Consider the following 13,594-nt stretch of genomic DNA (forward strand, 5'->3'; position numbering starts at 1 on the left):
TTTGATGAAGGAGGATGAGAATGGAGGAAACGGTTTTAAAGATCCTTATGGAGCTGAATGAGGAAATTCTGACCTACAAAGGGGATAATCTGTATCGGGACGGCCTGCTGGATTCATTTCAGGTGATCGATCTGGCAGCGGAGCTGGAAGAAAAACTTGGCATAGAGATTGATCCGGAGATGGTTATTCTCGAAAACTTTGCCAATAAGGATGCCATCCTTGGTTTCGTTAAGAAAACAATGGAGGAACAGGATGCAGGATGATGTGATAATCCGGCGGGCCGCTATGGATGAGATAGACAGGGTTATGCTGTTTTTAAAGGAACACTGGGGAGAAAACCATATTATGGCCAATCATCGGGAACTCATGTGTTATGAACACGCATGGAATGGGGAGTTTACATTTGTCATCGCAGAGGACAGCAGGACGGGACAACTGTACGGAGTATGCGGATATATTCCCTATTCGGGTGAAATGCCAAAAGACATGGGAGTGGGGATATGGAAAGTGATTCAAAACCCCCATTTTTTGCTGGGTGTGGAGCTGTTTCGATATGTTCAGGAACAGACCGGCTGCAGAATGCTTGCAGACTGCGGGGCGAACCCGAAGACCAAAGGACACAGAAAGCTGATGGGCCATATCAATGCTAAACTGGATCACTGGTACCGGCTGAATCCGGATGTGAAAACATATTCCATAGCGGTTGTGAATGAGAGAAAAATTGCTGTGAAACGGACAGAGCGCCCGTTTAAACTGATTGAGCTTACATGTATAGAACAGTTTAAGGAACGGTTTGACGTATCGCGGTACAGAGAGCTGATGCCCTATAAAGATAACGATTATATCGAACACAGATATTACCGCCATATAAAATACCGCTACAGGGTAATGGGGATTGATAATGGGAATCGTATCGATGCGGTGGTGATAGGAAGGGAGGTCTGCCCGAATGGACAAAAGGCATTTCGGATTATAGATTTCCTCGGCAACGAAGCATCGTTTGCAGGAACTTTTGATGCGTGGCATTTTTTTATGACAGCGCATGGATATGAATACATCGATTTTTATGAATACGGGTTAAATCAGAAATATTTGGCGGATGCCGGGTTCTTTTTGAGGGACGAATCGGATGGGAATATCATTCCAAATTACTTTGAACCCTTTGAACAGAGGAATGTAGAGATTCATATTTCTACAAATATACACGGCAGCTTCCGGATGTTTAAAGGGGACGGGGATCAGGATCGGCCTAATGTTATTTTGGATGCAAATTGCCGGAAAACGGTCATGTAAGAGAAAGGGCGGGAGAGGGCATGAACTTTGAAACATTGAGACAGGATAAGTGGAATGAGGCGTATGAGAGAAGAGGAAATATTCTGTTTTACCCACATGAGGAAATCGTGCGCTTTATAAATAAATATGTCCGGAAGAGAATAGGGATATCGGATTTTTCTGATGTTATGCCCCTGTCTGCTTCTGAGTGGAAGGAGTTTGCGAGCCTGGATATTGGCTGCGGAATTGGCAGGCATATCAGGTTCTTAGATGAATTTGGGCTAAATCCGTACGGAATCGATTTGTCGGACGGGGCGATTGAAGAGGGGAAAAGGTGGATGCGCTCGCTCCATAGGCCGGATCTGGCAGACAAGATGACGGTTGCGAGTGTTACAAAGTTACCTTTTGAGGATGAATCATTTCATATCTGCGTGTCACACAGCGTCCTGGACTGCATGCCGCGGCGGACGGCAAAAAAGGGACTGGACGAGGCGTTTCGCGTGCTGAAAAAGAACGGCCTGATGTACCTTGATTTCTATATGGATGACAAAAAAGGCGATTATGAGGAACCGGTGTTGTCCGGATTTGACGAGGGCACCATAAAATCGTTTTTTACCGTTCAGGGCATAAAAGAATTTATAGGCGATAAGGGGACAATCTGCGAACTGAAAATCATCCGCGCAGAAGATGCGATGGCAGGCAGTATGGAATATAGCTGCAGGGCGCATGCGGCGGTTCGGAAAAACGGCGTATCCGTTTAGAGGTTATCTGAACGATTACTAGACAGACGGTAAAGGAACGGGATAAAACATGGCGAGACCAAAAATATCAGTAATTATAACCGTATTCAATATTGAACGCTATATTGGAGAATGTTTGGACAGCGTATTGAACCAGAGCCTCAAGGATATCGAGGTGATCTGCATCGATGATGCTTCAACGGATCATTCGCCGGATATTCTAAACCAATACGCAGAGCGGGACAGCCGGGTCAGGGTCATCGCGCAGGCGCAGAGCATCGGTCCTTCGACGGCGAGGAATATCGGATACAGAGAGGCAAAAGGCGAATATGTCTATCAGATCGACGGCGACGACTGGATTGTGGACGGGGCCCTGGAGCGGATGTATACATGCGCGGCAGAAAATCAACTGGATTTTCTGACCTTCTCCGCAAGCGCGTTTGCCGACACGGAAGAGATCAGGCGTAAAGTATACAATTCCCTGAATCTTTACATAAGGATTGGGACGTATCAGGGCGTGATGAAGGGAATGGAGCTTTTTGCAGAGTGTATCCGCAACGGGGATTTTCTGGGGAATCTGTGCTGTATATTTTTAAACAAAGATTTTTTCGATTCAGACAACATGTATCTGGCAGACGGTTTATATGCGTCGGCGGACAATAATTTTCAGTTCTATGTGAATGCGCAGCGGGTGATGTGCATACCGGATGCATTATATATGAGAAGATTCCGGGAGAATTCGATTGTCACCTCTCCCAAAACGCTTATTAAATTTGAAAGCATGCTGACGCAGTATATTCATGAGATTCTTATATGGCACAAGTATTCATTTGAGGATGCTATAGAACGCGCATTGGAAACGTACTTTGCAGTAAACTGGAAGGGGATTTTGAAGGCGTATGACGCTGTGGGGGATAAGGATGTCCCGCTTAAGCTGCTGCCAAAACATAAGCTTGCAAAATTTGTCTATGAACATTGCTTCAAAAAGAGCGGCACATATTGGACGAAGCTGACGGACGAGATGATTCATACCATACACAGTTATAAGAATGTGATTATCTATGGGGCCAAGGATATAGCGCAGGAAGTAAAGGCGCTGCTGGAAAGAAATGAAATATATAATTACATATTTGCAGTAAGTGACAATAAAAATGAAACAGATATTGCAGGAAGAAAAATCTATAATATCGATGAGCTGAAGGATAAGAGAGAGGATTCGATCGTTCTGATTGCAGTCAGCAAAAGGAATCAGGCGGCTGTGAAAGAAAAGCTGGGGACATTGGGATTTAAGACTGCTCTGGTAGTGGAATAGGAGGGATTGGGATGGAGACAAACGAGATAATAGAACGTCTGGAACGGCAGAATTATCTAATGGAAAAACGGTATGAGATCTTAAAATCAATGATTTGCGATCTTTATGACGAAGTGATACCGCAAAAGAAAGTATGCCCGATCTGCAAAAGCGAGATCCGATGCTATATTCCATATGGAAAGCCTAAAATGCGTTATCATGCGCAATGCCCGGTGTGCCTGGGCGCAGAGAGGGAGAGGCTGCTGGCGAGATATCTGGAGCTTCACTGGGAGGATTTGACCGGGCACAGGACGCGCGCCGGGGAAAAGATCCGGCTGCTGCATGTCGCCCCGGAACTGGGGTTTTATAAACGCTTTCAGGACAGGGAGGACATCGAATATTATCCGGTGGACTTTAATCCCAATTACCCTTATCCGATTGTAAAAACAGTGGATATCACGGATATTCCCTATCCGGATGATTCGTTTGATTTGATTATCTGCATCCATGTTTTACAATATGTTGAGGATGAAAAAAGGGGTCTGGAGGAGATACACAGGGTGTTGGGACATGGAGGAAGCGCTGTTTTCTGTGACAATGTAAATCCGGCTCTGGAAAAGACGCTTGAAGACAAAGCGTACGATACTCCAAAGCTGAGGGAAGAATATTATGGAAACGCACAGTATGTGCGCAGATATGGACGGGATTATAAGGAGCGGTTAGGCAGTGTTTGGGGAAATGAAATAGTAAGATACCGTGTGGACGACCTTGATCCGGAAGAAATCAAAAATTATTACTTAAGGCATGGGGAAGAGCTCTGTATCTATACGAAACAGCCTGCAACATAAGGAAAAGCGGTTACAAGATATGAATAAAAAGGTGTTGGTTCTGGCGCCTCATCCGGATGATGAATTACTCATCGCAGGAGCGCTGATATATACCCTGAAAAAGAAAAAATACGACATTACGGTTGCCTATTTTACAGGCGATGACTCCCTGGCAGGCCGGGGCATGGTGAGAATGAGGGAAGCATTGGGGGCTTTGCGCGTATTGGGGATCCGCAAGGATCATATTGTCTTTTTAGGATACGGAAACAACTGGAAAGACGGGAGGCATCTCTATAATATGCCGGAGGATAAGGCGGCTGTTTCCTATGCGGGTAAGAGGGAGACGTATGGCCTTGCGGATCATCCGGAATACTGTATGCTCAAATACGGGAAGCACCACACGTATACCAGGCAGAATGCAAAGGCGGATATCCAAGCGCTCATTGTGGATATTCATGCGGATCTGTTGATCTGTGTGGATTTTGATTCACATGCGGATCACCGCGCGCTCTCATTATTATTTGAGGAGGCAATGGGAGAGATCCTGCGTACAGATGAAACGTATCAGCCAATTGTGTTAAAGAAATTTGCTTATGCCGGGATGAACAGCGCGAAATGGGATTACTATTATTCTCCCATGTTGGAGACTCAGCCGGGGTACGTCAGTGAACGTCTGGATCAGCGTTTTGAGTGTGACAATCCGGTTTTCCGGTGGGAGGACCGGATTCAGCTTAACGTGCACAGGAGAACGAGGACAAGACATATCAGCAGCAATATCCTCTATAAAGCGGCGCGTGAACACAAATCGCAGGCGTTTGACAGGCGCGTGGGAACCTTTGCCAACGCGGATATGGCGTACTGGCAAAGGAGAACCGACAGTATTTCTTACAGGGCCAGGGTGACGGCTACGTCGGGAAGGGCAAAATATGTCAATGACTTTAAGATGATAGACTGCCCGAATGTGCTTAGCGGCGCGGATGAGAGTGTGGAAATACTGGGGGACTGCGCATGGATTCCGGATGAAGACGACAGCCGTCCCACGCTGTTTATGGATTTTGAGAATCCGGTCAGAATATCTATGGTTCATCTGTATGAAAATTTTTTGCCAGGGGAAAACATCATCAAGGCACAGCTTCTGTTTGATTCAGGCATGGCGGTTGCAGTTGACGCGATTGACCATAAGGGGAGAAAAACAGAGATTGTTTTTGAAACACAATATGATGTGAGGCATCTGGAGTTTCGGATATTGGAACGCGAAGGAACGAGATGCGGACTGACGGAATTTGAGGTCTATGAGGATATGGGGGAACAGGAAATCCCGTTGGAGCGATATCAGAGGCCAAAGAATCCGGTCAGAAATATCGAGAATGATCTCGATATTCTTTTGGAGAGGAGGTTTCACGGCATAGCTGTAAATCATGCGAAGGAGGGCTATTATTACGACCTGTATCAGCTATTGAGGGTGTGGGATGACACAGGATGTGAGCGGATTGGGAGCTGGCTGAAACAGAGAGAGTATACGGATGTGGCAATATACGGGATGGGGGACTTGGGGAGAAAGCTGCACCGGGATTTGGATAAAACAGGAATCCGTGTCGTATATACCATGGATCAGTACGCGGGAAGTATGACGGCAAGCGTCCCGGTTGTACGGTCGGACGTGTTTATGGATATGCCTGAGGTTGATGCGGTGATTGTAACCGTGATACACAGCTTTGCCGCTGTAAAACGGGATCTGGTTTCCAGAGGATGCGATGCAGGCCGGATCATCTCGTTGCAGGCCATCATAAATGAAGCAAGATATTGACGTGAACTTCAGAAAGGGGAGCCTTATGATTCGATTATTGATATACGGAAAAGGGGATATTTACCATACAATCAAAAAGCTGATAGACTGGGAGCGCGTGATTCGGGTGGCATTTGTTGACAGCTATGCGCCGGAGAGTACGACGGAATGCATCGACGGAGAGGAAGAGGAAGTCATTCCCCCTTCTGAGATTTCCTGCCGGCAGTATGATTATATTTTATGCGCCAGTATCTATGAAGACGAGATGCGCAGGACGCTCAGAAAGCTCGAGGTTCCTGAGGAGAAGATCATTTCCGGAAAACTCGATTGGGAAAATATATTGGAACACAGCTTTCTGTTCAATTTGTCACATGTGTCTGTGTACCAGAATGGGAATATTGACAGGGCGGTTCAGGCTGTCAGGGAGAGAAACCGGTTTTCTGACATCAGGCGGGGAGCGGAGTGGATCGATGAGAAGCTGTCCATTACAGGAGACGGCGCATGGGCAGTAGGGTATGACTATCTGTCGGTTTTGTGCAGGGTGCTGCAGATCATGGCGCCTGCGCATATCTTGGAGATGGGATTGGGGCAGAGCAGCAAGGTGATTATGAGCTATCAGAGGCACAGCGGCTGCAGCTATAAGATTATTGAGCAGGATGAGGCGTGGTACAATCTGTTTAAAAAGGAAAACCTGCGCCTGTCCGCCCAGGCGCAGGTTTTCGTGAAACCGATCAAGCAGATCCGGCATGAAGCGTATGGCGTCCATGTAAATACCTATGCGGATATCTCAGATGTGATTGCAGATGACACATATGACGTGATTTCCATTGACGGGCCATGGGGCTCTGACGGGATATCGCGGGTGGATATTCTTCCCTATATTCCCCGCTGCCTTAAGAGATCATGGTGTGTGCTCGTGGATGATTACGGGCGCGCAGGAGAAAAAAATATGGTCTATGAGCTGGAAAAGATTCTGAAAGAACATACGATCCGCTACCGAAAAAAGGCGTATGGAACGTATCACCAGCTCTGCCTGCTTACCTCAGAGGACAATCCGTTTTTGTGCAGTTTATTCTGATGAGAGAATGATGGGAGAAGAAAATGTCTTTATGCAAAAAACTGATCCGCGGAGAGGAAACATTAGCCCTGGTGGGGCTGGGGTATGTGGGAATGCCGATTGCAGTCGCCTTTGCAGAGAGAGGGCTTAAGGTGACTGGCTTTGATCTAAATGAGGCCAAAATCCATCTGTATCAGTCCGGCATCGACCCGACCAGGGAAGTGGGCGATCCGGTGATTTCAAAGACAACGGTCCGGTTTACCTCGGATGAGACAAGCTTACAGGAGGCAAAGTTTATTATAGTGGCAGTTCCCACGCCTGTAAATACGGATCATACGCCTGATTTGACTCCGGTCATCGGCGCGTCCGAGATCGTGGGGCGTAATCTGGCAAAGGGCAGTATCATCGTGTATGAATCAACGGTTTATCCGGGATGTACGGAAGACATATGCATTCCGATTCTTGAAAAACAGTCCGGGTTAAGGTGCGGACAGGATTTTAAGGTCGGCTACAGCCCGGAACGCATCAATCCCGGAGATCGGGTACACCGGCTTCAGAATATTAAAAAGATCGTATCCGGGATTGATAAAGAAGCTCTGGAAGAAATCAAAGAGGTGTATGATCTGGTAATTGAAGCCGGTACATACGCGGTTTCCAGCCTGCGGACAGCAGAAGCCGTCAAGGTGGTTGAAAACAGCCAGCGCGATATCAATATCGCATTTATGAATGAGCTGGCTATGATTTTTGATCGGATGGATATTGATACAAATGAAGTGATTGATGGTATGAATACGAAATGGAATGCCCTTGGCTTTCGTCCCGGGCTGGTGGGAGGCCACTGTATCGGCGTTGATCCCTATTATTTTACGTATGAAGCCGAGAAACTGGGGTATCACAGCCAGATTATTTTGAACGGCCGCATTGTAAATAACGGTATGGGCGCTTATATTGCAGACATGGCCGTCAGGCAGATGGTTGCCGCAGGGCAGGCGCCGAGGCGCTCAAAGGTGGTCATCCTGGGGCTGACATTTAAGGAGAACTGCCCGGATATAAGAAACAGTAAGGTATACGATATGATCCGGCAGTTGAATACATATGGCATCCACCCCCTGGTAGCGGATCCGTGGGCCGATGAGCAGGATGCGCTGCGGGAATACGATGTAAGGCTTACGAAGCTGGAGGATATTTTCGGCGCGGACTGCGTGATCATTGCAGTTGCGCACAATATTTTTAAGGAAATGGGACTGGAGGCTGTCAAAAGGCTTTTTAAGGAGGGTGAAGACGCGGGAAAGGTCCTGATTGATGTAAAAGGGATTTATAAGCTGGATGAGATGAAACAGGCAAGGATCCGGTTTTGGAGGCTGTAGTCCGGAATAAAGAAGGAATATTATGAAAAAGGCAGGCATCATAACAGCGACAAGGGCGGAATACGGCCTCCTGTCGCCTGTTATCCGGGAACTGAGAAGGTTTGAGAATGACGCCTTCCAGGCGCAGCTCATTGTCACCGGGACGCATTTGAGCCGCGGGTACGGATATACGGTAAATGAGATCCGGGAGGATCAGCTCCGGATCGACCATGAGATCCCGGTGTCCGTTTCATCAGAAACCGTGGCGGACATATCGGCCAACCAGGCGGATATGCTGGTGAAGATGACGGCTTTGTTCGCAGGCGAAGGATATGACGCGGTCGTGATCCTGGGAGACCGCTATGAGATGCTGGCCGCCGCCATGGCGGCAGTCAATACGCAAACCCCGGTTTTCCACATATGCGGGGGCGATATATCTGAGGGCGCAATCGACGACTGCATCAGGCACTGCATCACAAAGATGAGTTATCTCCATTTCCCGACCAATGAAGAGAGCCGGAGGCGGGTCATCCAGCTCGGCGAGCAGCCGGATCGGGTGTTTAATTTCGGTTCGCCCGGCATGGATAATGTGATAGAAGCGGCGGATATGAGCAGGGAGGAAGCGCTTGGGGCCATCGGGCTTGGCGCATGCCGGTATGCCCTCTGCACCTACCACCCGGTCACGCTGGGGAAAAACGGCGTAGAGCCTGCGCTTTCGGAATTAATGGAGGCGATGCGCGCATTTCCGGAAATCGAATTTATCGTGACAAAATCCAATGCGGACCAGGGAGGGGCCCGGATCAATGCCATACTGGAGCGGGAGGAGAAAACCATGCCCAACCTGCATGTGTATGCGTCGCTCGGCGTCAGGCGGTACCTGTCCCTGATGAGATACGCCTGCTTCGTCCTGGGCAATTCATCGAGCGGGCTCATGGAAGCGCCTGCATTCCACATCCCGACCGTGAATATCGGGGATCGTCAGAAAGGGAGGCTCCGGACAGAGGGAGTCATCGACTGCGGGGAAGACGCCCCTTCCATCATACAGGCGGTCCGGCTGGCCCTGTCGGATGCGTTCCGGGAGAAATGCGGGAAGGCGGAAAACCCGTACGGGGACGGCCATGCAGGGGAGCGGATCGCCGGAAAAATCTATGAGGCGATCCATATGGATATCGATTTGAAGAAACCATTTTATGATATGTATGATAAGCAGGGGAGTACAGTGAAATGAAGGCTCTGGTAATCGGATACGGGTCTATGGGCAGGAGAAGGATACGGCTTCTGCGCGGGCTTGTTGAAAATGTGGATATTGTATGTGTGGACAGCCGCGCGGACCGGCTTTTGCAGGCCGGGGAGGCGGGCTTTGCGTGTTTCGCGGATCTGGGGCGGGCAATAGAAGAAAAACCGCATGTGGCGTTTGTTTGCACATCGCCGGGAGGCCATGCTGAGATGATTGTAAAACTGGTTGAAGCCGGGATCCACGTCTTTACGGAACTGAACCTTACGGATAACGGCTATGATGAGATAAAGAGAAAGGCCGCATCGCATAACGTCACGGTGTTTCTTTCCAGCACCATGCTTTACAGAAAGCAGACAGAGATGATCGGCCATCTTGTAAAAAAGCAGACAAAACCGCTGACGTATCTTTACCATGTGGGACAGTATCTGCCGGACTGGCATCCGTGGGAGAAGTATCAGGACTTTTTTATCGGGAAGAAAGAGACAAACGGCGTGCGGGAGATCTTCGCTATCCAGCTCCCGTGGCTGATTGAGGTGTTTGGGAAGGCTGCCTCGTTATCTGTGCATAAACAGAGATGTACGGCTCTGGAGATTGCGTTCGACGACAGCATTACAGCCTGCCTGCGGCATGAAAACGGGACACTGGGGATCTTTACGGCGGATGTGGTTTCCAGAAAGGCATCCACGCGGCTGGAGGTCATCGGGGAAGAGCTCCATCTGCTCTGGGAAGGTGGGAATGACGTTTCCGTCCTGGATGTTTCCACCGGGCAATGGGAGATTATGGAAGCATATGAATCAACTGAGCACATAGACGGGTATGCGGAGCATATCACGGAAGATCCGTACCGGGATGAAATCAGGGACTTTTTAAAAGCCGTGTATGAGGGAGGCAGCCCGGCGTATTCGCTGGATAAGGATGCGTATGTTCTTTCTTTGATTGACAGGATTGAGGGGAAAAGCGATGAAGGTATGTTTTACCGGGCTGGGCTCGATTGCCGGGCGGCATATACGGAACTTAAGGGAGCTTCTGGGGGACCGGGTGCAGATCACGGTTGTGAGGAGCGGCAAGGGAGCGGCGGCGGGCCCGGATACTGCTTCCCTCATTGACCGGATCTGCGCCGGGGCGGGAGAGCTGGAAGGATTCTATGACGCGCTGTTTATCACGAACCCCACCTTCCTGCACTATGACACGCTTCTGGAGTACCACCGCTTCAGCGATGCTTTTTTTATCGAAAAGCCTGTGTTCATGGATGGGACTGAGGACTTGCTGCCGTTTAAAGACAGCGGGAAGGCGTATTATGTGGCGTGCCCGCTGCGGTATATGGGCGCCATCCAATACCTGAAGGGGCATGTGGATTTTAAGAAGGTCCGTTCCGCACGCTGCATTTCGTCAAGCTATCTCCCGGACTGGCGACCGGGGACCGATTATCGGAATACGTACAGTGCGCGCCGGGACATGGGCGGGGGCGTTTCGGCGGATCTGATCCATGAATGGGATTATATCCAATATTTGATGGGTATGCCAAACCATGTAAAATGTATCATGGGAAAAAAATCATGCCTGGAAGTCGATGCGGATGATATAGCGGTCTATATAGCGGACTATGATGACAAGATTGTGGAGATCCATCTGGACTATTTTGGGAGGAGGCCGCAGAGGAAACTGGAGCTGTACTGTGATGATGAAACTGTGTCGGTGGATCTGATTGGCCAGAAGATTGACTTTCTGGTAAGAGGGGAAACCATATGCTTCCATCAGGGCCGGGATGATTACCAGAAGCGGGAACTGGAGCACTTTCTGGAAATTGTAAACGGGACAATACGTAGTGATAATGATTTGGAGGAGGCGCGCAGGGTGCTGCGCCTTACGAGGGGGGAGCTATGACCATATTATTTACGATCTGCGGACGAGCCGGGTCAAAGGGGTTTAAAAATAAAAATGTAAAAGAGATGAACGGCGTCCCGCTGGTTTATTACACGCTTGCCGCGATAAAGGGGTATGCGGGCCGGCATGGGGAGGACGATATCCGGGTGGCGGTGAATACAGACAGTAAGGAACTTAAGGATATCATAAAGGCGCAGAAGGCGGTGTGCGGCATCGAATACGTGCGCCGGAAAGAGGAGCTTGCCGGCGATGCGGTTCCTAAGATCGATGTGATCCGGGATACGTACCTGGCGGTGAAGGGAAACAGGGCGGTGGATGTGGCAGTGGATCTGGATATCACATCGCCGCTGCGCACAGTCGGGGATGTGGAACATGCAATCAGGGAGCTTTTGGGGAACCCGGAGTATGATCTGGTGTACAGCGTGGTGGAAGCGAGAAGAAGCCCATATTTTAATCTGGTGGAACAGTCCGCGGACGGTTTTTTTCACACGGTCTGTGAAGGGAACCTGACCGCCAGGCAGCAGGCGCCGAAATGCTATGAGTTAAACGCGAGCATCTATGCATACCGCCCGGAGTTCCTGGAGGGGAACATTGATAAAGCGATATCCGCGTACCGTACGGGGATTTCACTCATGAGGGATTACCTGGCGCTGGATATTGACTCAGAAGAGGATTTTGTGATGATGGAGATGCTGCACCGGTATTATATTGATACGCAGGAGGATATGAAAGCGTTGTATGCGGATGCAAAATGCATGCGGGACAGAGACAGCCAGACAGGGAATGATAAGGAAAGACGGGGATGACAGCCAGTGTTTAATTTAACAGATTTCATAAATACATACGTAACAAAACGGCCGGGCAGTATGTTCCGGGATGATGTGGATGCATACCGGGACGAGATGGAAGCCCAAATTGGCGGAAACTCTGTACTTGTCATCGGCGGAGCCGGGAGTATTGGCAGCAGTTTTATAAAAGCGGTTCTGCCTTTTAAGCCCTCGGAACTTTATATCGTTGATACAAATGAAAATGCGCTGACAGAGCTGACGAGAGATTTGCGATCCGGCGGCTCATTGGTTCCGGAAGTCTTTGTTCCATATCCTATGGATTACAGCTCTGTGACATTTAAGCATGTATTCCTGAGACATCGTGGCTTTGATATTGTGGCTAATTTTTCTGCCCATAAACATGTGAGGAGTGAAAAAGATATCTATTCGGTTGAAGCCCTGCTGCGCAACAATGTAATAAATGCAGGGGGATTGCTGGAACAGCTTGCGGACTGCCCGCCGCGCTGCTATTTTTGCGTATCAACGGATAAAGCGGCGAACCCCGTTAATCTCATGGGGGCCAGCAAGAGGATTATGGAGGATCTGATATTCAGTTATTCAGAAGACTTTCCGGTCAAAACCGCGCGGTTTGCAAATGTGGCGTTTTCCAATGGGTCACTTCCGGCAGGGTTTCTGGAGCGCCTTTCAAAGCTGCAGCCGTTATCTGCGCCGTCTGATATCCGGCGTTTTTTTGTAAGCCCGGAGGAGTCAGGACAGATTTGTATGCTGTCAGCCATACTGGGAAGAAACAGGGAGATATTTTTTCCCAAATTGGATGAAGGACAGATGATGACGTTTGACGCGATAGCAGTCGAACTTCTAAAGGCATATGGATATAAAGCCCTGAAATGCGGGAGTGACGAAGAGGCGCTCGCCAGAGCGGCTGAGATTAAGCATGGAGGGAGGATGTACCCGGTTCACTTTTCACCGTCCGATACCAGCGGAGAGAAAGCGTTTGAAGAATTTTATACATCCTCTGAGACAGTGGATGAGCAGAGGTTTAAGGCATTGGGCGTTATAATAGATAAAACTGCGCCGGATAAAGAGACAGTCCATGAGCTGATAAATGTACTGGATTGTGCGTTTGAAAAGCCATCTGTCACAAAAGAAGAAATCGTTCGGATCATATCGGAGTATCTCCCTGATTTTAAGCATGCTGAAACGGGGAAGTCGTTGGATGGGAAGATGTGAAACGAACACTTGTCACCGCTTCCTGTTTCGGTTATAATCAGTCCATCTGATTATGGGGGGAGACTGTCCGAAAACTCGGACAGTTATAGAATGAAAAAAGGGTAGATACATCCGGACAAAAACGGATGATTTACAA

The 13,594-nt window shown here is 48.9% G+C and carries 13 protein-coding genes; all 13 read left to right on the forward strand.

Annotation, left to right across the window (positions count from 1 at the left end; genetic code table 11):
- Window positions 1-20 precede the first annotated feature (20 nt).
- The 13 genes from NFS31_RS07460 to NFS31_RS07520 are packed head-to-tail and all read left to right on the forward strand — an operon-like array spanning window position 21 to window position 13,458.
- Window positions 21-263 (forward strand): phosphopantetheine-binding protein, encoded by a 243-nt coding sequence (locus tag NFS31_RS07460; protein ID WP_251493119.1) that lies wholly within the window; start codon window positions 21-23, stop codon window positions 261-263.
- The gene (locus NFS31_RS07465; protein WP_251493120.1) at window positions 253-1,293 is read left to right on the forward strand and encodes a hypothetical protein; all 1,041 of its coding nucleotides are present in this window, start codon (window positions 253-255) and stop codon (window positions 1,291-1,293) included. Before NFS31_RS07460 ends, NFS31_RS07465 begins: the two co-directional genes overlap by 11 nt.
- A gap of 20 nt (window positions 1,294-1,313) precedes the next feature.
- Window positions 1,314-2,033 (forward strand): class I SAM-dependent methyltransferase, encoded by a 720-nt coding sequence (locus tag NFS31_RS07470; protein WP_251493121.1) that lies wholly within the window; start codon window positions 1,314-1,316, stop codon window positions 2,031-2,033.
- Window positions 2,034-2,082: 49 nt separating this feature from the next.
- The gene (locus NFS31_RS07475; protein WP_251493122.1) at window positions 2,083-3,324 is read left to right on the forward strand and encodes a glycosyltransferase; all 1,242 of its coding nucleotides are present in this window, start codon (window positions 2,083-2,085) and stop codon (window positions 3,322-3,324) included.
- Between the two features lie 11 nt (window positions 3,325-3,335).
- Window positions 3,336-4,151 carry a class I SAM-dependent methyltransferase gene (locus NFS31_RS07480; protein ID WP_251493123.1) on the forward strand — a complete coding sequence of 272 codons (816 nt, stop codon included), beginning with the start codon at window positions 3,336-3,338 and terminating at the stop codon, window positions 4,149-4,151.
- A 19-nt stretch (window positions 4,152-4,170) separates the two neighbouring features.
- Window positions 4,171-5,937 carry a PIG-L family deacetylase gene (locus NFS31_RS07485; RefSeq protein WP_251493124.1) on the forward strand — a complete coding sequence of 589 codons (1,767 nt, stop codon included), beginning with the start codon at window positions 4,171-4,173 and terminating at the stop codon, window positions 5,935-5,937.
- Window positions 5,938-5,962: 25 nt separating this feature from the next.
- Window positions 5,963-6,994, forward strand: coding sequence for a hypothetical protein (locus NFS31_RS07490; RefSeq protein WP_251493125.1), 1,032 nt, complete (start codon window positions 5,963-5,965; stop codon window positions 6,992-6,994).
- A gap of 23 nt (window positions 6,995-7,017) precedes the next feature.
- Entirely contained in the window at window positions 7,018-8,340 is a 1,323-nt protein-coding gene (locus NFS31_RS07495) for a nucleotide sugar dehydrogenase (protein WP_251493126.1), read from the forward strand.
- Window positions 8,341-8,362: 22 nt separating this feature from the next.
- Window positions 8,363-9,547 carry a UDP-N-acetylglucosamine 2-epimerase gene (gene neuC, locus NFS31_RS07500; protein WP_251493127.1) on the forward strand — a complete coding sequence of 395 codons (1,185 nt, stop codon included), beginning with the start codon at window positions 8,363-8,365 and terminating at the stop codon, window positions 9,545-9,547.
- Window positions 9,544-10,662, forward strand: a complete 1,119-nt coding sequence (locus tag NFS31_RS07505; RefSeq protein WP_251493129.1) for a Gfo/Idh/MocA family protein — start codon at window positions 9,544-9,546, stop codon at window positions 10,660-10,662. The genes neuC and NFS31_RS07505 overlap by 4 nt, the downstream gene beginning before the upstream one ends.
- The gene (locus tag NFS31_RS27430; RefSeq protein WP_251493143.1) at window positions 10,562-11,440 is read left to right on the forward strand and encodes a Gfo/Idh/MocA family protein; all 879 of its coding nucleotides are present in this window, start codon (window positions 10,562-10,564) and stop codon (window positions 11,438-11,440) included. Before NFS31_RS07505 ends, NFS31_RS27430 begins: the two co-directional genes overlap by 101 nt.
- Window positions 11,437-12,246 (forward strand): acylneuraminate cytidylyltransferase family protein, encoded by an 810-nt coding sequence (locus NFS31_RS07515; protein WP_251493131.1) that lies wholly within the window; start codon window positions 11,437-11,439, stop codon window positions 12,244-12,246. Before NFS31_RS27430 ends, NFS31_RS07515 begins: the two co-directional genes overlap by 4 nt.
- Before the next feature lie 6 nt (window positions 12,247-12,252).
- On the forward strand, window positions 12,253-13,458 hold the full coding sequence (locus NFS31_RS07520; RefSeq protein WP_251493133.1) for a polysaccharide biosynthesis protein: 1,206 nt from the start codon (window positions 12,253-12,255) through the stop codon (window positions 13,456-13,458).
- The last annotated feature ends 136 nt before the right edge of the window (window positions 13,459-13,594 follow it).

The sequence above is a fragment of the Otoolea muris genome (assembly GCF_943193115.1).
GTDB classification, from domain to species: Bacteria; Bacillota; Clostridia; order Lachnospirales; family Lachnospiraceae; genus Otoolea; species Otoolea muris.

Bases quoted from the DNA above. Each gene is read 5' to 3' on its own strand.
- NFS31_RS07460 (WP_251493119.1), top strand. From the start codon at position 21: ATGGAGGAAACGGTTTTAAAGATCCTTATGGAGCTGAATGAGGAAATT.
- NFS31_RS07465 (WP_251493120.1), top strand. From the start codon at position 253: ATGCAGGATGATGTGATAATCCGGCGGGCCGCTATGGATGAGATAGAC.
- NFS31_RS07470 (WP_251493121.1), top strand. From the start codon at position 1,314: ATGAACTTTGAAACATTGAGACAGGATAAGTGGAATGAGGCGTATGAG.
- NFS31_RS07475 (WP_251493122.1), top strand. From the start codon at position 2,083: ATGGCGAGACCAAAAATATCAGTAATTATAACCGTATTCAATATTGAA.
- NFS31_RS07480 (WP_251493123.1), top strand. From the start codon at position 3,336: ATGGAGACAAACGAGATAATAGAACGTCTGGAACGGCAGAATTATCTA.
- NFS31_RS07485 (WP_251493124.1), top strand. From the start codon at position 4,171: ATGAATAAAAAGGTGTTGGTTCTGGCGCCTCATCCGGATGATGAATTA.
- NFS31_RS07490 (WP_251493125.1), top strand. From the start codon at position 5,963: ATGATTCGATTATTGATATACGGAAAAGGGGATATTTACCATACAATC.
- NFS31_RS07495 (WP_251493126.1), top strand. From the start codon at position 7,018: ATGTCTTTATGCAAAAAACTGATCCGCGGAGAGGAAACATTAGCCCTG.
- neuC (WP_251493127.1), top strand. From the start codon at position 8,363: ATGAAAAAGGCAGGCATCATAACAGCGACAAGGGCGGAATACGGCCTC.
- NFS31_RS07505 (WP_251493129.1), top strand. From the start codon at position 9,544: ATGAAGGCTCTGGTAATCGGATACGGGTCTATGGGCAGGAGAAGGATA.
- NFS31_RS07515 (WP_251493131.1), top strand. From the start codon at position 11,437: ATGACCATATTATTTACGATCTGCGGACGAGCCGGGTCAAAGGGGTTT.